This is a genomic window from Flavobacterium tiangeerense (genome assembly GCF_007830355.1).
In the GTDB taxonomy this organism is placed as follows: Bacteria; Bacteroidota; Bacteroidia; order Flavobacteriales; family Flavobacteriaceae; genus Flavobacterium; species Flavobacterium tiangeerense.
Window position 1 is genome coordinate 119,849 of sequence record NZ_VLKO01000002.1, and the last position, 17,268, is coordinate 137,116.

The following is a 17,268-nucleotide window of genomic DNA, read 5'->3' on the forward strand; positions in this document are numbered from 1 at the left end:
CTTTCATGGGCTAGTAACATATTAAAACTAACTACAACTTCATACAAATGAATCCATTATCCGATAGAATAAATAATTTATCTACTTCACAAACCTTAGCCATGGCGGCTTTAGCCAGAGAATTAAAGGCGCAAGGCAAAGACATCATCAGTTTAAGCCTTGGCGAACCTGATTTTAATACGCCTGATTTTATCAAAGAAGCAGCAAAACGTGCTATTGATGAAAATTACAGCACTTATTCTCCTGTTGAAGGATACTTAGAACTTAAAGAAGCCATTTGCCGAAAGTTTAAAAGAGATAATAATTTAGACTATAAACCCACACAAATTGTGGTTTCTACCGGAGCGAAACAATCGTTGTACAACATTGCCCAAGTAATGCTAAATGATGGTGACGAAGTAATTTTACCAGCACCGTATTGGGTTTCGTATTTCGAAATTGTAAAATTATCAGGAGGTGTTCCTGTTGAAGTTCCTACATCTGTAGAAACAGATTTCAAAATAACACCAGCACAATTAGAAGCTGCCATTACACCAAAAACTAAAATGATGTGGTTTTCATCGCCATGTAACCCATCAGGATCTGTATACAGCCGTGAGGAATTAACAGCACTTGCTGCTGTATTAGAAAAATACCCACACGTATATGTAGTTGCAGATGAAATTTACGAACACATCAATTTTTCAGGAACTTTTTGCAGCATTGCATCCATCCCGGGAATGCTAGAAAGAACCATTACTGTAAATGGTGTGGCCAAAGCTTTTGCCATGACAGGTTGGAGAATTGGATACATAGGCGCTCCAGAATTCATTGCAAAAGCGTGTACAAAAATTCAAGGACAAGTAACCTCAGGAGCCAATTCTATAGCACAACGCGCTACAATTACTGCTGTTGATGCTGACCCTAGTGTTTTAAAACACATGGTAGATGCATTCCACAGCCGTAGAGATTTAGTTGTAGGATTACTGAGAGACATTCCAGGGATCAAAATCAACGTTCCAGAAGGTGCTTTTTATGTATTTCCAGACGTTTCATCGTTCTTTGGAAAAACACTTAAAGGAACTTTTATCAAAGATGCCAATGATTTTTCTATGTACCTTTTAAGCGAAGCTAATGTAGCTACTGTAACTGGTGACGCCTTTGGGAATCCAAACTGCATTCGTTTTTCTTACGCTACTAGCGAAGAATTATTAAAAGAAGCATTGCGTCGCATTAAAGAAGCAGTCGCATAAAACTAGTATTGAAATATTTAAAATACAATGCCTCAAGATTTATTTCTTGGGGCATTTTTTTATACTTTACAGTAATGAAGCTATCATAAACAACTGTAAATCAATAGCAACAGGGTCGATTTCGATAACAAAAAAGTCACAAACATTAGCTTTAATTCTGTAACAATTTACTAAGCCAATAGCGCCAACTTTGAAGTAATTATTAATAAAAAATATTTGCTATGACACACACAGATGAAACCAGAAAAGAAGCCATCGATACATTTGAAGGACTTATATCGATTCTAGAAGACGGAAAACTAGGCTACACAAATGCAGCTGAACATGTAGACAATCAGGCTGTAAAAACCGATTTACTAGGGTATGCACGAGAACGCGACCTCTTTATTGTAGCCATGCAAGATGAAATTAATAAACTTGGAAAATCTACTGATACAGCTGGCGGTGGACTTTTAGGGACCTTACATCGTACTTGGATTGACATTAAATCATCTTTAACAGCAGGTGACTCAGAGGCAATTTTGAATGCCTGCATCACAGGAGATGAAGCTGCAGTTATGAGATACCAAAAAGTATTAGAAAAAAATGGTCTTGAAGCTACGCAAATTGCTATAATTGCTAAGCAATTAAAAAGCATTCAACACACTTTGATGGAGATAAAAGCCAAAAAAGCACACTAAACACCATTCAAATTTAGATGTTAAAACCACTTTGTTCTATCGCAAAGTGGTTTTTTATTTAGTATCGAAGATTTCATATGTTATTCTAAAATAGCTCTTTTTTAGTAGGACAATTTAAATCCGAATGGACTACTTCTTTTATTTCTAAAAAATCATCTATTCATTAGAAATCTTGAATAATTTATTAGACCTTTGCTCACTTTTTTTTTGGAACCACCAAAAAGACTAAAGTGTTAAAAAACAACTAATTTATCATCAAATCGATGAAGAAAAAAATAGAAATTCTAGCACCTGCCAAAGATTTAATTCATGGTATGGCAGCTATCAATAGTGGGGCTGATGCCGTTTATATTGGTGCACCACAATTTGGAGCCCGTTCTAATGCTACCAACTCTATCGAAGATGTGGCTGCTTTAGTAGCGTATGCACACCTTTTTAATGCACAAGTTTTTGTTGTAATCAACACGATCTTGTACGATAACGAGCTAGAAACTTGCCGCCAGATGATTTGGCAATTGTATGATATTAAAGTTGATGCTTTAATTGTACAAGATATGGCCATCATGGAAATGGACTTGCCTCCTATTGTGCTACACGCGAGTACGCAAGCCAACAACCGTGACCCTCATAAGATTAAATTCTTGAAAGATGCCGGAATGAAACGCGTCGTTTTGGCTCGTGAATTGAATTTACACCAAATCAAAGAAATTGCAGATACAGCTGATGTGGAATTAGAATTTTTTGTAACTGGTGCGCTTTGCGTGGCGTTCAGCGGAAACTGTTATATGAGTGTGGCCAATGGCGAGCGTTCGGCTAACCGCGGTTCCTGCGCACAAAACTGCCGTTTGCCGTACAACTTAATTGATGGTAATGGCGAAACTTTAATCAAGAACAGTCACTTACTTTCTATAAAAGATTTTGATGTTTCGGATCAAATTCCAAATCTTGTTGAAGCCGGCGTGATGTCCTTTAAAATCGAAGGGCGTTTAAAAGATATCGTGTACGTAAAAAATAATGTTTCTTATTTACGTCAAAAATTAGATGCTTTCTTGGAAGGGAATGAAAACTACACCAAAGCTTCTTCTGGAAAATGTACTTTTACTTTTGACTCTGCTTTGAACAAAAGTTTCAATCGTGGATACACCGATTATTTTGTAAACGAAAGACATCAATCTATCGGTTCTTGGGAAAGCCCAAAATCAAAAGGGCAATACATCGGAAAACTAATTCGTACTGTAGGTAACGCTTATGAAATAGAAAACGGCGAATTACTCCACAACGGCGATGGTTTGTGTTATATCAATGAGAACAACGAGGCTGACGGAATTTATGTAAACAAAGTCGAAAATGGCTTGGCTTACCCAAATGTATTAAAAGAACTAAAAGAAGGCACTTTTATTTACCGTAACAACGACGCAGCTTTTATCAAAATTGTAGAACGTGAAGACAGTGCGGTTCGTAAAATAAGTACCACTTTGCAATTATCCGAAACAGAAAATGGATTTGAACTAAAAGCTACTGACGAAGATGGTAATGTGAGTAAGGTTCAATTGGCACACCCAAAAGAAAGAACCAAGAACAACGAGTCGATTGAAGAAAACTTCAAAATTAACTTGGCCAAAACAGGTTTCACGCCCTACATAGCCGATGAAATTACAATTGCATTTTCTGAAAATTGGTTCCTACCAATATCCAAAATCAACGAAATGCGACGAACGGTTTACGAACAGCTGTCGGAAATTCGTTTGGCTAATTACAAAGTTGAGGAACACCAATTGGTTAAAACATCGCATCCTTATCCTGAGACCAAACTGGATTTTATGTACAATGTTTCAAACAAACTAGCCCGTAAATTCTACGAGCGTCACGGCGTTACCGAAATCGAAAAAGCCTTTGAATTGCAATGGGATCCTGGGAAATCACGTGTGATGACGACGAAATATTGTATTAAATACGAATTAGAACGTTGCCCGAAATACCATCGAGAAAATATGGACAAAAAGGTAAAAGAACCTTTGGTATTAAAACAAGGCGAATTAGAATACAAACTCAAATTCAATTGCAAACCCTGCGAAATGGAAATTTGGGAAAAAGATGCTGAATTCGAAATTGAAGAAGATCATTTTCATTAAAACACAAAACCGATGCTTTATTAAAAAAAGGCATCGGTTTTTTTATTAAATTTGGGCGTGTTCGCCGCGGCGAGCGGGCTATACGCTATATCTTTTGTTCCGCTATCTCTTCACAAAAGGATGCCGCTTCTATCCCTCACGCAAAAAAACTTGTAATGAATTACTCAAACAAAATAAATTCTGAAGGTTTTGAGATTATTGACAATATTTATTCAGATTTTGAAATAAACCAAATAATTTCATTTATAGACCAAAAAACATCACAAGAACAATCCATTTCAACCTTTAGAAAATCTAAAGAATTATTTGCAATTCGACAATTTCATAAAGAAATTCCCAAAGTACTACCACACATCTTCAATCAAAACTTGATCAACATAATACATGCTACTTTTGGGAAAGATTATTTTATAACAAAATCTATATACTTTGATAAACCAGAAAAATCAAATTGGTTTGTAGCTTATCATCAAGATCTAACTATTTCTGTTGACAAAAAAATTGAAGTTGATAATTTCGAAAATTGGACTTTAAAACAAAATCAATATGCGGTTCAACCTCCTAAAGATATTCTAGAAAAAAATTTCACCATTAGAATTCATTTAGATAAAACAACCAAAGAAAATGGAGCACTAAAAGTTCTAAACAAATCACATAAAAATGGCATCGTAAGAGTTGAAAATATAGAATTTAAAAACGAAACAGAAAAGATCTGTGAAGTTGAAAAAGGCGGAATAATGATCATGAGACCTTTACTTTTTCACGCATCAAATAAAACAACTAATAACGAAAGACGCAGAGTAATTCATATTGAATTCAGTAATAAAGAATTACCAAACGAACTAGAATGGAGTGAGAAAACAAATTTGAATCTGAATTAAACTACTAACTTCTATCCAAATTACTAAACTCCTCAAATAACTAAATACCAAATTATTATTTCTGTATAGAATTAAATATACCAAATCTGCAAAAAATACTCGGGAATAAAATCCATTTTTTATCTTTACTCTCAAAACCAAATGTAAATGAAATCACAAAATAGCATTACTAGAAACTCTATAATCGCTGGTTTTTTTATTTGCTCCATTTTTCCAATATTAATCTTTACGAAAACATTATTTATTGAAATCTTAATAGCAGTAGGTGACTTTGGATTATTCGGAAATCAACTTTTTTGGGGAATTCTATTCCCCCTATTTATTATTTTTATTTTTTGGAATTCAGCCAAAAAAATAAGTTTATCAGTAAGACAAGCATCTTACTTTCAAACTTGTTCTCAATTTTCATTTCAAGTAAGTGCAAAACTTATAATAACTTTGTTCGCAACATATATAATAGGACTATTTATTAATGGCACATCTGTTGTGTTAGGGTCACAGATTTATTCTCAAATTATATTTTCAATACTAATGATTCTATTTTTATCATTCCTATTAATGATTTTGACGTTTATTAGTAGTTTAATAATTGTAAAACGGAGTCAAAATTCTCAAAAACAAACAATTTAAAAAAATGAAAATACTACTCCTCGGCTCAGGCGAATTAGGTAAAGAATTTGTAATCTCTGCACAACGCATCGGGCAAACTGTAATTGCAGTAGACAGTTATGAAAATGCACCTGCTATGCAAGTAGCGCACGGTTTTGAAGTCATTAATATGCTTGACGGCGAGGCATTAGACCGCATCGTTGCTAAACACCAACCCGATTTTATTGTTCCCGAAATAGAAGCCATTCGTACCGAACGTTTTTATGATTACGAAAAACAAGGTATAACCGTAGTGCCATCAGCAAAAGCAGCCAACTTTACGATGAACCGTAAAGCCATTCGTGATTTGGCAGCCAAAGAATTAGGACTCAAAACTGCCAACTATCGATACGCCACCACTGCCGAAGAATTGACAAAAGCAGTAGCCGAAGTTGGAATGCCATGCGTGGTAAAACCATTGATGTCTTCGTCTGGAAAAGGGCAATCCACTATCAAAACGGAATCTGATATCGAAAAAGCTTGGCAATACGCCGTTGACGGTTCTCGTGGTGATGTAGTTGAAGTAATTGTAGAAGCTTTTGTAAAATTCAATTCGGAGATTACATTATTAACCGTTACCCAAAATAATAATCCTACGCTTTTTTGTGCCCCAATTGGTCATAGACAAGAACGTGGCGATTATCAAGAAAGCTGGCAACCTGCCCTAATATCCGACAAAGACTTATACGAAGCCCAAGATATGGCTGAGAAAGTTACCGAAGCTTTGGGAGGCGCAGGACTTTTTGGAGTCGAATTTTTCTTGGCTGATGATGGTGTTTATTTCTCAGAATTATCGCCAAGACCACATGATACAGGAATGGTAACTTTGGCGGGAACGCAAAACTTTAACGAATTCGAATTGCATTTACGTGCTATTTTAAGCTTGCCTATTTTTGAAATTACACTAGAAAAAGTGGGTGCTAGTGCCGTTATTTTAGCGTCAGAAAACTCTGAAAATCCAAGTTTTACAGGAATAGAAAAAATTGCTGCTTTACCCAAAACTGATTTTAGAATCTTTGGCAAACCCACTTCAAGACCTTACCGACGTATGGGTGTGGCTTTGGTAAATGATAGTCTTGAAACACCAATTGACATTGTTGTAGAAAAAGCGAAGAAAGCGGCAGCACAAATAACGGTTCACCCATAAGTGCATGCATTAAAACGTTAGACAAAAAATCTAAATATTTGCCAATATGAAATTTAAAAACACCCTACTCTTGCTATCTAGTTGCACGCTCATAATAAACAGTACCTTATTAATCCTTGAAGTGACTTTTATAAAGCCTAATTATTTGTATTTCATTAATACTGTTTGCAGTTTGTGTATTATTTATGTGGTACTAACAAAGAAAAAACAAAACATTTCCACCAAAAACTAATTCTTGGTGGTTCTAAAATTACTTGGAGTTATTCCCGTATGTTTCTTGAACAATCGGGTAAAATACGAGTAATCTTCATATCCTAAACGTAAAGCGATTTCGTTTACCGTAAAATCTTTGTCAAACAACATGCGTTTGGCCTCGAGTAAAACTCTGTCCGTGATAACCTCAGTGGTGGTTTTTTGGAGTCTTTCGTTGCAAATTCTATTTAAATGTTTCAGCGTTATGTGAAGCTGGGCTGCATAAAAAGAGGGCGCTTTCTCTGTTTTGTAATGCTTTTCTAATTCGGTTTCAAAAGCTTTAATTTTCACATTGTAGGCATGTGCTTGATGCAAATTCGATTTTTCATACTTACGGGCAATTTGAATATGAATGCAGTCCAAAAGATTCAAAATGAAATCCTTTTGCCAAGGCTGAGTAGATTGTGACTCCTCGATAAGTCTTTCAAAATAAGGCACGATGGTCAGTGTTTCGGCAGTTTGTAAAACAAGCTCGGGTTTATTGTCCACAGCAGAATAAAAAGGATAGTCCGCAATGTCTTTTTGTCCAAAGTAAAGATTGTAAAATTCCTGCGAGTAAAAAACAACATATCCCTCGACATCCTCGGATAAATGCCAATGGTGAATTTGTCCAGGTTGCATAAAAAACATGCTTCCTGGCTTAATATCAAAAATATCAAAATCAATCTCATGCGTCCCCGAGCCTTGTGTAAAAAACACTAAAACATAAGAGTTATGACGGTGTGGCTCCTCTACAAAACTGTGCGTAATTAAATGATTTTTAAAGGTATTGATGTACAAACTACTATTGACTGCATTGCAATTAAACCGCTGAATGTTGTAAATGGGATACTTAGCCATGATTTCTAAATGTCTTTATTGTCCTAGAAGTAGCGAAGATAGAAAATACTACGCATAGCAATAAGAAATACCTTTGATAAAAATAAATATCATGTCACACGCTATCGCTCATATCCTAAATAATGATTGTCCTCAGTGTCAAAAAGGTAAGGTTTTTAATGAAAAAAGTATCTTTTTCACTTTTGGTTTCCCTAAAATGAACGAATACTGCTCGCATTGTCATTACAAGTTCGAGAAAGAACCTGGCTATTTTTTTGGAGCTATGTATGTCAATTATGGATTAACAGTTGCGCAAAGCATAGCCACTTATGGTATTGCTCAGTTTTTCTTTCAGGAAAAATTTGATTTGAGAATCATACCTATTATTGCCTTTGTGATAATCGCCTTAGCTTCGTTCAATATTCGTTTGTCGCGACTGTTGTGGATTTACATGTTCAAAAACTATTCGATGTAAAAACAGGTATCTTTGTTTTCTATAACTCTATTACCATGAAAAAAATACTTTGTTTAGCGCTTCTATTTATGGCTACACTTGCCAGCGCTCAGGATAAGAAAGAAAACCAAAAAGCTAAAATTGTGGAAGCTTCTTGTGGTCAATGTCAATTTGGAATGACGGGTCACGGATGCGATTTGGCCGTTCGCATAGACGGAAAATCCTATTTTGTAGACGGCAGTTCTATCGATTCTCACGGAGATGCACATGCCAAAGATGGCTTTTGTTCCGCTATTAGAAAGGCATCTGTACAAGGCGAAGTTGTCAACAATCGTTTCAAGGCAACTTCCTTTACACTTTTGCCAAAAGAAAAAAAGAAATCCTAAAAAAACACCCCAAAGAGTAGTGAACTTTTTGGGGTGTTTTTTACCTTAAATTATTCTTTCTATTTACCTTTTGAATTTGGCTTCAAAGTTATATTAGCGAATGTAGCCACATCAATCACTTCTTCCATATCAACATCAAAAGAAATCATAACGCTATCGCCCACCATGGTCACAGGCAGTTGATTGGATATTTGCGATGAGCCTACAAAAATATTAGGATAGTCTTTAACTTTGAAATAATAAAAGCTATTTCCATTTTTTACGTCATTTTGAATGCGCGTCACAATAGATTGTACTGATTTTTGAGTCGCAGCACTGTTGGGATTAATTTTATTGTCTGCCATATTGTAGACATTTTTAAACGAAGTCAGCGTTTCACGCATGGTATTTCCAACACCTACAATGGTATAATCAGAAATCGCAACCATAGCAAACATTTTAACTAATCCGCCTTTATCTTTCAAAGTCATCACATAGGTTGGAATGTTATTAATGTTGTAAGGAATAGGCAAAGATGCTTCATATCCTTTTTCTTGAACTTTTCCTTGGGCAGAACTCTGGGCAGCAAATTCAGTTGCACCTCCTTGTTTATAAAAAGTAGTTTCTTTTGTTCTGGTATCCACCAATACAAAACCCACAGCAGATTCGTCCTTTCCTACTGATGTCAAACCCGTATACCAGTATGATTTGTTATCGTTTCCGTAAACCAATGTCAAACCTTCGGTAATTTGAAGTTTATTCGCATTCGAAAAATTCCAATATCCATGTACGTATTCGCCCCAATCATTCAACTGATCTTCGATAAAGGCTAAAGGCTGAATTCTATCCACCCATTTTGGTGTTTTTCCAATAGTGTATTCTATAATAGCTCCAGTTTGTGCATTAACAACAGCTACACCAATAGCTTCTTTACCTGAGAAACCTATTTTTTTAGCATATTTAGTTACAATCCAAAACGGATTTCCAGCATCGTCAATTTCAAAACTAAAATCAGTCAAACCTACTGTGGCATTTCCGTTAAAATAGATATGCCTGTGAATATTACTTTGAAAAAAAGCTCCTTGCTGGTACTTAATTTTAATTGCTTTACCCGCTACGTTTTGTACCAATTTTACATCACGCTCATTGGTTGCTGAAACCATAACATATCCTGCTGTTCCTTCTTGATTGTTGAACCATTTAAAAAAACCAGAGTGTAACAAAGGTGCTACCCAATACAAACTATTATTTACTTTTTGAATACAAAAATCACCTAATTCTACTTGGCTACCTAGAGCCGGTTGCGAACCTAAGATTTTCTCACCCAGCAGATGTGCCAATTCTTCATCAACAACACGAATTTTATCTATTGCAATTGGAGCGATGTGATTGGTTATTTTGTCGCCATTTTTGACCTCTCCAAGCAACTTTTGGTACGAGTCAGAGCGAAACATTTTCAAACTAGTTACAAAGGGCAAAATCGTGCAATACCCCAAAACCACAAGAACTATATATACTAAAAAACGAGGAGGCTTCGAGACCACTTTTAACTGATTATTGGAACCTGAAACAGCAAATCCCGTCGAAAACAGCAAGGCCAAAACGGCTAGAATCAACAAAATAAAAGCGAAACCTGTAAAACCATAATTGAGAACAGGTAAATTGTTATAAAACAATAAAAACCCTAAAATCAGTAAGAAAATAAAAGTAAATGTCTTTTTCATTTTGAAAAGTTATTTGTGTACCGAATTAGTCTTCGTACATCAAAAAGCGTTACAGTACTATTCCGAAAAAAAGGAAACTATTGTCGCTTGTAAAAAAATAGTATTTTTGCAAGCTGATTGAATTAAAATTTCAATCCCTAGTAATTTTCAATCTTTAAAATAAATACATGAAAGCATACGTATTTCCCGGTCAAGGCGCACAATTTACAGGTATGGGTAAAGACTTATACGAGAGTAATCCACTTGCAAAAAAATTATTTGAAAAAGCCAATGAAATTTTAGGATTCCGCATCACCGATATCATGTTTGAAGGAACTGCCGAAGAATTAAAAGAAACCAAAGTAACTCAACCAGCTGTATTTTTACACTCTGTAATATTGGCTAAAACTCTAGAAAATTTCACTCCAGAAATGGTAGCGGGTCATTCTCTTGGCGAATTCTCTGCACTTGTTGCTAATGGAGCTTTGTCTTTTGAAGACGGTTTAAAACTAGTTTCTCAAAGAGCTTTGGCCATGCAAAAAGCTTGCGAAATTACTCCTTCAACTATGGCCGCTGTTTTAAACTTAGACGACAAAATTGTTGAAGACATTTGTGCTTCTATAGATGGAGTTGTGGTTGCTGCTAATTATAACTGTCCGGGACAATTGGTGATTTCTGGTGAATACAAAGCTGTTGAATTAGCGTGCGAAAAAATGAAAGAAGCGGGTGCCAAAAGAGCTTTGATATTACCAGTAGGTGGTGCTTTCCACTCTCCGATGATGGAGCCAGCTCGTGAAGAATTAGCAGCAGCTATTGAAGCTACAACTTTTTCAACGCCAATATGTCCAGTGTATCAAAACGTAACTGCAAGTGCCGTTTCGGATCCGAACGAAATCAAGAAAAATTTAATCATACAATTGACTGCTCCTGTAAAATGGACTCAGTCTGTACAGCAAATGATTGCTGATGGGGCAACCTTATTTACCGAAGTTGGTCCTGGAAAAGTACTTGCTGGATTAATTGGAAAAATCAATAAAGAGGCAGTAACTGCGAATGCTTAAGCTCCTATTCAATCTTAGAGAAAATCCTCATAAAACTATGTTTATGAGGATTTTTTTATATCTTTAAATCATACAAACCCATAAATTAAATGATTATGAAAAAAATAATTTTAGGAATTGCCCTATTAGCTTTAGCTACTGTTTCTTGTAAAGAGGAAACCAAAGAAAAATTAGACGAAGCTAAAGATGCCGTAGGTACTGAATTAGAAGCAGAAATAGATACTGCCACTGTAAAAATGGACAAGGCTGTAGATACCTTACAATCAAAAACTGGCAAAGTACTTGAAAAAGGTGCCGCAAAATTAGATGAAGCAGCTGCAAAGATGAAAGAAGCAGCGAAAAAATAAATTAAAAAAGGCAGTCTACAATAGACTGCCTTTTTTCAATTATGCTCTTACTTTCTTTTCCCATTTCCAGGCACTTGCCATGGCTTCTTCTAGTGTTGATTGTGCTTTCCAACCTAAAACTTCATTAGCTTTTTCGGTACTTGCGTAAGCTGATGTAATGTCTCCTTCTCGTCGACCTACAATTTTATACGGTAACTTATTTCCGCTTACTTTCTCGAAAGTTTCAATTACTTCCAGAACCGAACTTCCAGTCCCGGTACCTAAATTGAACGTCTCTACTTTGGTTTGATTTTTCTTATTCAATAAGCGCTGCAATGCAATAACATGGGCTTTCGCCAAATCGACTACGTGAATATAATCGCGAATGGCAGTACCATCAGGTGTAGGATAATCGTTGCCGTAAACTGATAATTCTGCACGCAATCCAATTCCTGTTTGCGTAATAAAAGGGACTAAGTTTTGTGGCACTCCTAGTGGCAATTCCCCAATTTCAGCTGATGGATGCGATCCAATTGGATTGAAATAACGCAATAAAATAGCGTTGATATTGGTGACTTTGGCCGTATCGGTGATAATCTCTTCCCCTATTTGTTTGGTATTCCCATAAGGAGACATGGCTGTTTGAATGGATGCGTTCTCAGTAATCGGCATCGTTTCGGCTTGACCGTAAACCGTACAAGAGGAACTAAAAATAAAATTTGCTTCCGGTTTTTGTTGTAATTCTTGCAACAAATAAATCAAAGCACTGATGTTGTTTTCATAATACAACAACGGATTTTCAACACTTTCGCCCACCGCTTTTGAAGCAGCAAAATGTATGACACCTGCAATATCATCATGTCTTTTAAAAAAATCTTGAACTTTATCTTTCTCTCTTAGATCAATTTTTTCAAATGCGGGTTTTGCTCCCGTAATGTTTTGAATTCCATCTAAAACATCCAACGAAGTGTTCGATAAATTATCTACAACCAGTACTTCAAATCCTTCATTTTGCAATTCAACAACGGTATGTGATCCTATAAATCCTAAACCTCCTGTTACTAGTATTTTCATGTGTTATTAATTTTTATAAAAAATATCTTACTGGCTCGTTTTGTTTCATAAAAAAGACGCTAATCAAAGCGTCTTTTTTACTTTATTTTAAAAATTCTAAAACACTCGATGTAATGAATTCTATTTGTTCATCGTCTAATTCTGTGTGCATTGGTAACGAAAGCACTTCTTTCACTAATTGATTGGTTACCGGAAAATCCTCTTCTTTATACCTAGCATCAGCGTACGCTTTTTGCGAATGCAATGGAATTGGGTAGTAAATGGCGCAAGGAATCCCTTTGTCTAACAAATGTTGCATTAAACCATTACGATCTGCATCTATAATTCGCAACGTGTATTGATGAAACACATGGCAGTCGCAAATATCACAAATGCTAGGTGCAATTATATTTTTGTGCCCTTCAAAAGCTGCTGAATATTTACGTGCTGCATCTTGTCTGGCTTTTCCGTATTGATCTAACAATGGTAATTTAGCATTTAAAACTGCTGCTTGTATGCTATCTAGTCTTGAGTTTACACCTACGACATCGTGGTGGTAACGCTCGTACATGCCGTGATTTACTATTCCGCGTAGTTTGTGAGCCAAAGCATCGTCATTCGTAAAAATTGCTCCACCATCACCGTAACATCCTAAATTTTTAGAAGGAAAAAATGAAGTAGCCCCTACGTGACCAATTGTTCCTGCTTTCTTTTTAGTACCATCAGAGAACTTGCAATTAGCACCAATAGCTTGTGCGTTATCCTCAATCACATACAAATTATGTTCTTTGGCAATAGCCATAATCGCTTCCATATTGGCCGCACGTCCAAATAAATGAACTGGTACAATAGCTTTTGTTTTTGGAGTTATGGCTTTGCGAATCCCATCAATTGAGATGTTCATGTTGTACATGTCTACATCTACTAATACTGGAGTTAGTTGCAATAACGCAATTACTTCAACAGTAGCTGCAAAAGTAAAATCGGCAGTGATGACCTCATCGCCAGGTTTTAAATCCAATCCCATCATTGCAATTTGCAAGGCATCAGTACCATTGGCACAAGGAATTACGTGCTTTACATCTAAATATTCCTCTAGTGATTTTTGAAATTCATGCACTTTAGGTCCGTTGATATACGTATTGGTGTCTAACACTTCCTGAATAGAAGCATCAACAACATCTTTTATTTTTTCATATTGACTTTTCAAGTCAACCATTTGGATTTTTTTCATTTCGATTTTCAGTTTAATGTTCGAAAGAGAAGCCTGCTATTGTATTCTTGTTCCTTTCTTAAAACGAAGAACAAAAATAGCTATTTATGTCTTGATACCAATACAACGTTTCTTAAAAAACAGGGAATACAATAAAATAAACTGCGCTAACTTTAAAATTAAAAAAAATGATGCGTTAGAAATTCATTTAAAGAAAACGTATTTTAGCCCAAAATTTTCAACCATGCTTTTTATCTACAATTTATTAGTTTTATTTGCGAGTTTTCTTTTGAAGATTGTGGCACTTTTTAGTCCAAAAATGAAACTTTTTGTAGACGGCAGAAAAGGTGTTTTTACGCAACTTGAACAGCAAATAAAACCAACCGATAAAACCATTTGGTTTCACGCAGCATCGCTAGGGGAATATGAACAAGGCTTGCCTGTGATTGAAAAAATCAAGCAACAGTTTCCTGGTCATAAAATAGTGCTTACTTTTTTTTCCCCATCAGGTTACGAAGTCCGAAAAAACAATGCTGTAGCTGATGTTACGGTTTATTTACCAATGGACACAAAGGATAATGCAAAACAATTTCTTGACATCATTCATCCTGAAATGGTATTTTTTATCAAGTACGAATATTGGCCGAATTACTTAAACGATCTTAAAAAACGCGACATAAAAACCTACTTGATTTCTGGGATTTTAAGAAAAAATCAAGCCTTTTTTAAATGGTATGGAGGTTTTTATAGAAAAGCGCTCGATGCTTTTACTTACTTTTTTGTTCAAAATGAAAGTTCTAAAAAACTCCTGCAGCAGTTAGGTAAAAGCAATGTTATCGTTTCTGGTGACACTCGCTTTGATCGCGTGACTACCATTTTAGAAAAAGACAATACTCTGGATTTTATTGCTCAATTTAAGGACAACACGGTAACAATTGTTGTGGGAAGTTCGTGGCCCAAGGATGAGGATTTCATTGTGAACTTCATTAATTCGACTGCTTTAAATGTGAAATTTATAATTGCTCCACACAATATTAAAGACGATCAAATTCAAAAACTCAAAAACAGCATCAGCCGAAAAACTGTTTTATTCTCTGAAAAAGAAAATAAAAACCTAGCAGATTTTGATGTTTTTGTCATTGACACTATTGGAATTTTGACCAAAATTTACAGTTATGCTGATATTGCTTATGTTGGTGGAGGCTTTGGGAATCCTGGCGTGCACAATGTTTTAGAACCTGCTACTTTTGGTGTACCAATTGTTATTGGTTCCAATTATTCACATTTTGCAGAAGCAATCGCATTAGTTAACATGGAAGCGTGTACTGCCATAAACAACCAAAAAGAACTCAATGAGGCTTTTGAAAATTTGATTCGAAATGAAGACATCCGTCACGAAAAAGGACATATGTGCAGCACTTTTGTACAGATGAACAAAGGCGCAACGCAAATGATTGTGAGTCGAATTTAAGCTCGAATTCAAACCAAAAAAAAATCGTTTTTTAATTCTGCTGAACTTGTTGCGGCTACAAACTGAGCTTGTCTTTGAAATTGCTCGCTTGTCTTCGGGAAATTTCCACTTTAATATCTTTTGGAAGTTCTGCTAAAAGATTTCCGCTAAACCAGGTTTCAATTTTACCAATGTATTGCACATTTACAATTTGGTTTCTATTGGCTCTAAAAAAATATTTCTCGGGAAGTTTTTCCTCAATTTGGTTTAATGATTTGTTGATCGTGGCTTTTTCATTTTGAAAAAATACTTTGGTGTAATTGCCATCAACTTCAAACAAAAAAATATCTGAAATTTTTACCAACCAGCATTTTTCGCCATCTCTGATAAAAATCTGATTGTCTAAAGCTAGTTTCTTCTCATTTTTTTCGGCTCTTTCGATCAAGTTGGTATTTACTTTTTCTACCGCTTGAGCAAACCTTTTTAGATTGATAGGTTTTAATAAATAATCGAGCGCATTGTATTCAAAAGACTTGATGGCATACTCATCAAAGGCGGTTGTAAAAACCGTAATAGGTACATTATCGAGCATTTCAAGCAAGGCAAAACCATCTTTTTCAGGCATGTTGATGTCCAGAAAAAGCAAGTCGGGTTGAGTGTTGTTGATGAGTTCAAAACCCAAATCTACATTTTCGGCTTCACCAATTATTTGAATTTCAGGGTGATTTTTAATTAATTCCTTTAGCTCATTTCGAGCCAAACGAGAATCTTCGACTATGACAGCTTTTATTTTTTTCATCGGTTACTAAGAAATAGGTAGTGTTATTTTAGCAATGACTTCATTTTCAACTTCATTTAGTGAAAAAGTAGCGCTTTCGCCGTAAATCAATTGCAATCTTCTTTGAATGTTTTTAAGACCTAATTGTGTAGTTCCTGTTTGTTGAGACAAATTTCCTGTATTCTTAACTTGAATATGTAAATCGGTATTTTCTTTTTTGATATTCAACAGTAAAATACCGCCGTGTTTTAGTTGCGAAATTCCGTGTTTTATGGCATTTTCAATCAACATTTGAATGACCATAGGCGGAATTGGCAATTTTAAAGTCTCCTCTTCTATTTCTGAAATAAATTGCAATCGATCTTCCAATTGAATTTTTGAAATGGCGATAAAATTTTCAACCATTTCAATTTCTTCCTCAAGTGCAATGGTATTGATTTCACTTTTTGTCAAAGAATACCGCAGCATTTCAGACAATCGCGTAATCATTTCCCTTGATTTCATTGGATTTTCCAGAATCAAACCGCGAATATTATTTAAACTGTTAAACATAAAATGCGGGTTAATTTGCCCTTTTAAAGCATTAATCTGTGACTCTTTAAGGGTCGATTCTAATAATAATTTTTCTTTATCAAAATTATTGACTTTTTCTAAAAACTCCATATTACTGTAAAAAAAATACCATACAGACAATACAAAACAATTTGTATAAAAAGTTAAAAAAATATTTGACATTTTTAACATTTCTATCCAAGCCATTTCAGTAAAATAGGTAACGGGAAAATATAAAGCTAACCACAGTGCAATAGTTACACAGCTACTTATAAATAATAATTTTAAAAAGACAACAAACAAAACCTGTCCTTTATTATTATTTAATGACAAATAGTACAAATAGTTAAAGACAACCCCGAATAAAAGCCATAATAAAAATTCAGAAACAAACAATTTGTAATGTCCAAACTTGATCATGTTTTCGATTTTACCAAAATATGTCAGCGCCAAACAAAGAAACCAAACAATTGGTATAAAGTATTTAGAATTTTTAATAATTGAATTCATTATCTTTTATGA

General features: G+C 35.1%; 17 protein-coding genes. 11 read left to right on the forward strand and 6 right to left on the reverse strand.

Annotated features, from left to right (window positions below; genetic code table 11):
* The first annotated feature begins 47 nt into the window (after positions 1–47).
* The 6 genes from IQ05_RS02205 to purT all read left to right on the forward strand — a co-directional run bounded on the left by IQ05_RS02205 (position 48) and on the right by purT (position 6,720).
* Positions 48–1,232 carry a pyridoxal phosphate-dependent aminotransferase gene (locus tag IQ05_RS02205; protein WP_144889405.1) on the forward strand — a complete coding sequence of 395 codons (1,185 nt, stop codon included), beginning with the start codon at positions 48–50 and terminating at the stop codon, positions 1,230–1,232.
* 221 nt (positions 1,233–1,453) lie between these two features.
* Positions 1,454–1,912: a ferritin-like domain-containing protein gene (locus IQ05_RS02210; RefSeq protein WP_144889407.1), complete on the forward strand. Its 459-nt coding sequence runs from the start codon at positions 1,454–1,456 to the stop codon at positions 1,910–1,912.
* 263 nt (positions 1,913–2,175) lie between these two features.
* Positions 2,176–4,044, forward strand: a complete 1,869-nt coding sequence (locus IQ05_RS02215) for a peptidase U32 family protein (RefSeq protein ID WP_144889409.1) — start codon at positions 2,176–2,178, stop codon at positions 4,042–4,044.
* 155 nt (positions 4,045–4,199) lie between these two features.
* A complete protein-coding gene (locus IQ05_RS02220; protein ID WP_144889411.1) occupies positions 4,200–4,925 on the forward strand; it encodes a phytanoyl-CoA dioxygenase family protein in 726 nt (241 codons plus the stop codon).
* Between the two features lie 147 nt (positions 4,926–5,072).
* Positions 5,073–5,555, forward strand: a complete 483-nt coding sequence (locus IQ05_RS02225) for a hypothetical protein (protein ID WP_144889413.1) — start codon at positions 5,073–5,075, stop codon at positions 5,553–5,555.
* 4 nt (positions 5,556–5,559) lie between these two features.
* Positions 5,560–6,720, forward strand: coding sequence for a formate-dependent phosphoribosylglycinamide formyltransferase (gene purT, locus IQ05_RS02230; RefSeq protein ID WP_144889415.1), 1,161 nt, complete (start codon positions 5,560–5,562; stop codon positions 6,718–6,720).
* 228 nt (positions 6,721–6,948) lie between these two features.
* Here purT and IQ05_RS02235 read toward each other — a convergent pair whose 3' ends face one another.
* Positions 6,949–7,812 (reverse strand): AraC family transcriptional regulator, encoded by an 864-nt coding sequence (locus IQ05_RS02235; RefSeq protein ID WP_144889417.1) that lies wholly within the window; start codon positions 7,810–7,812, stop codon positions 6,949–6,951.
* A 91-nt stretch (positions 7,813–7,903) separates the two neighbouring features.
* On the opposite strand from IQ05_RS02235, the gene IQ05_RS02240 reads away from it, so the two are divergent.
* Together IQ05_RS02240 and IQ05_RS02245 are read left to right on the forward strand one after the other, a co-directional pair.
* Complete coding sequence (locus IQ05_RS02240; RefSeq protein WP_144889419.1) at positions 7,904–8,266, forward strand: DUF983 domain-containing protein; 363 nt, start codon at positions 7,904–7,906, stop codon at positions 8,264–8,266.
* Between the two features lie 35 nt (positions 8,267–8,301).
* Positions 8,302–8,631: a DUF6370 family protein gene (locus tag IQ05_RS02245; protein WP_144889421.1), complete on the forward strand. Its 330-nt coding sequence runs from the start codon at positions 8,302–8,304 to the stop codon at positions 8,629–8,631.
* 59 nt (positions 8,632–8,690) lie between these two features.
* On the opposite strand, the gene IQ05_RS02250 is transcribed toward IQ05_RS02245, so the two are convergent.
* Positions 8,691–10,334 (reverse strand): hypothetical protein, encoded by a 1,644-nt coding sequence (locus tag IQ05_RS02250; RefSeq protein WP_144889423.1) that lies wholly within the window; start codon positions 10,332–10,334, stop codon positions 8,691–8,693.
* 167 nt (positions 10,335–10,501) lie between these two features.
* Here IQ05_RS02250 and fabD point away from each other — a divergent pair, with 167 nt between their 5' ends.
* Positions 10,502–11,374 carry an ACP S-malonyltransferase gene (fabD, locus tag IQ05_RS02255; protein ID WP_144889425.1) on the forward strand — a complete coding sequence of 291 codons (873 nt, stop codon included), beginning with the start codon at positions 10,502–10,504 and terminating at the stop codon, positions 11,372–11,374.
* A 95-nt stretch (positions 11,375–11,469) separates the two neighbouring features.
* Positions 11,470–11,721 carry a hypothetical protein gene (locus IQ05_RS02260; protein WP_244289515.1) on the forward strand — a complete coding sequence of 84 codons (252 nt, stop codon included), beginning with the start codon at positions 11,470–11,472 and terminating at the stop codon, positions 11,719–11,721.
* A gap of 39 nt (positions 11,722–11,760) precedes the next feature.
* Here the strand turns inward: IQ05_RS02260 and galE are convergent, their stop codons facing one another.
* Together galE and IQ05_RS02270 are read right to left on the reverse strand one after the other, a co-directional pair.
* Positions 11,761–12,774, reverse strand: a complete 1,014-nt coding sequence (galE, locus tag IQ05_RS02265; protein ID WP_144889427.1) for a UDP-glucose 4-epimerase GalE — start codon at positions 12,772–12,774, stop codon at positions 11,761–11,763.
* Positions 12,775–12,856: 82 nt separating this feature from the next.
* Positions 12,857–13,987 (reverse strand): DegT/DnrJ/EryC1/StrS family aminotransferase, encoded by a 1,131-nt coding sequence (locus tag IQ05_RS02270; RefSeq protein ID WP_144889429.1) that lies wholly within the window; start codon positions 13,985–13,987, stop codon positions 12,857–12,859.
* A gap of 223 nt (positions 13,988–14,210) precedes the next feature.
* Between IQ05_RS02270 and IQ05_RS02275 the strand changes: the two genes are divergently transcribed.
* Complete coding sequence (locus tag IQ05_RS02275; protein ID WP_144889786.1) at positions 14,211–15,437, forward strand: 3-deoxy-D-manno-octulosonic acid transferase; 1,227 nt, start codon at positions 14,211–14,213, stop codon at positions 15,435–15,437.
* 55 nt (positions 15,438–15,492) lie between these two features.
* Here IQ05_RS02275 and IQ05_RS02280 read toward each other — a convergent pair whose 3' ends face one another.
* The gene (locus IQ05_RS02280; RefSeq protein WP_144889431.1) at positions 15,493–16,215 is read right to left on the reverse strand and encodes a LytR/AlgR family response regulator transcription factor; all 723 of its coding nucleotides are present in this window, start codon (positions 16,213–16,215) and stop codon (positions 15,493–15,495) included.
* Positions 16,216–16,221: 6 nt separating this feature from the next.
* A complete protein-coding gene (locus tag IQ05_RS02285; protein ID WP_144889433.1) occupies positions 16,222–17,256 on the reverse strand; it encodes a sensor histidine kinase in 1,035 nt (344 codons plus the stop codon).
* Between the last annotated feature and the right edge of the window lie 12 nt (positions 17,257–17,268).

What these genes read in the sequence shown, in the direction of transcription:
- IQ05_RS02205 (WP_144889405.1), top strand. Translation starts at nt 48, where the DNA reads ATGAATCCATTATCCGATAGAATAAATAATTTATCTACTTCACAAACC.
- IQ05_RS02210 (WP_144889407.1), top strand. Translation starts at nt 1,454, where the DNA reads ATGACACACACAGATGAAACCAGAAAAGAAGCCATCGATACATTTGAA.
- IQ05_RS02215 (WP_144889409.1), top strand. Translation starts at nt 2,176, where the DNA reads ATGAAGAAAAAAATAGAAATTCTAGCACCTGCCAAAGATTTAATTCAT.
- IQ05_RS02220 (WP_144889411.1), top strand. Translation starts at nt 4,200, where the DNA reads ATGAATTACTCAAACAAAATAAATTCTGAAGGTTTTGAGATTATTGAC.
- IQ05_RS02225 (WP_144889413.1), top strand. Translation starts at nt 5,073, where the DNA reads ATGAAATCACAAAATAGCATTACTAGAAACTCTATAATCGCTGGTTTT.
- purT (WP_144889415.1), top strand. Translation starts at nt 5,560, where the DNA reads ATGAAAATACTACTCCTCGGCTCAGGCGAATTAGGTAAAGAATTTGTA.
- IQ05_RS02235 (WP_144889417.1), bottom strand. Translation starts at nt 7,812, where the DNA reads ATGGCTAAGTATCCCATTTACAACATTCAGCGGTTTAATTGCAATGCA.
- IQ05_RS02240 (WP_144889419.1), top strand. Translation starts at nt 7,904, where the DNA reads ATGTCACACGCTATCGCTCATATCCTAAATAATGATTGTCCTCAGTGT.
- IQ05_RS02245 (WP_144889421.1), top strand. Translation starts at nt 8,302, where the DNA reads ATGAAAAAAATACTTTGTTTAGCGCTTCTATTTATGGCTACACTTGCC.
- IQ05_RS02250 (WP_144889423.1), bottom strand. Translation starts at nt 10,334, where the DNA reads ATGAAAAAGACATTTACTTTTATTTTCTTACTGATTTTAGGGTTTTTA.
- fabD (WP_144889425.1), top strand. Translation starts at nt 10,502, where the DNA reads ATGAAAGCATACGTATTTCCCGGTCAAGGCGCACAATTTACAGGTATG.
- IQ05_RS02260 (WP_244289515.1), top strand. Translation starts at nt 11,470, where the DNA reads ATGAAAAAAATAATTTTAGGAATTGCCCTATTAGCTTTAGCTACTGTT.
- galE (WP_144889427.1), bottom strand. Translation starts at nt 12,774, where the DNA reads ATGAAAATACTAGTAACAGGAGGTTTAGGATTTATAGGATCACATACC.
- IQ05_RS02270 (WP_144889429.1), bottom strand. Translation starts at nt 13,987, where the DNA reads ATGAAAAAAATCCAAATGGTTGACTTGAAAAGTCAATATGAAAAAATA.
- IQ05_RS02275 (WP_144889786.1), top strand. Translation starts at nt 14,211, where the DNA reads ATGCTTTTTATCTACAATTTATTAGTTTTATTTGCGAGTTTTCTTTTG.
- IQ05_RS02280 (WP_144889431.1), bottom strand. Translation starts at nt 16,215, where the DNA reads ATGAAAAAAATAAAAGCTGTCATAGTCGAAGATTCTCGTTTGGCTCGA.
- IQ05_RS02285 (WP_144889433.1), bottom strand. Translation starts at nt 17,256, where the DNA reads ATGAATTCAATTATTAAAAATTCTAAATACTTTATACCAATTGTTTGG.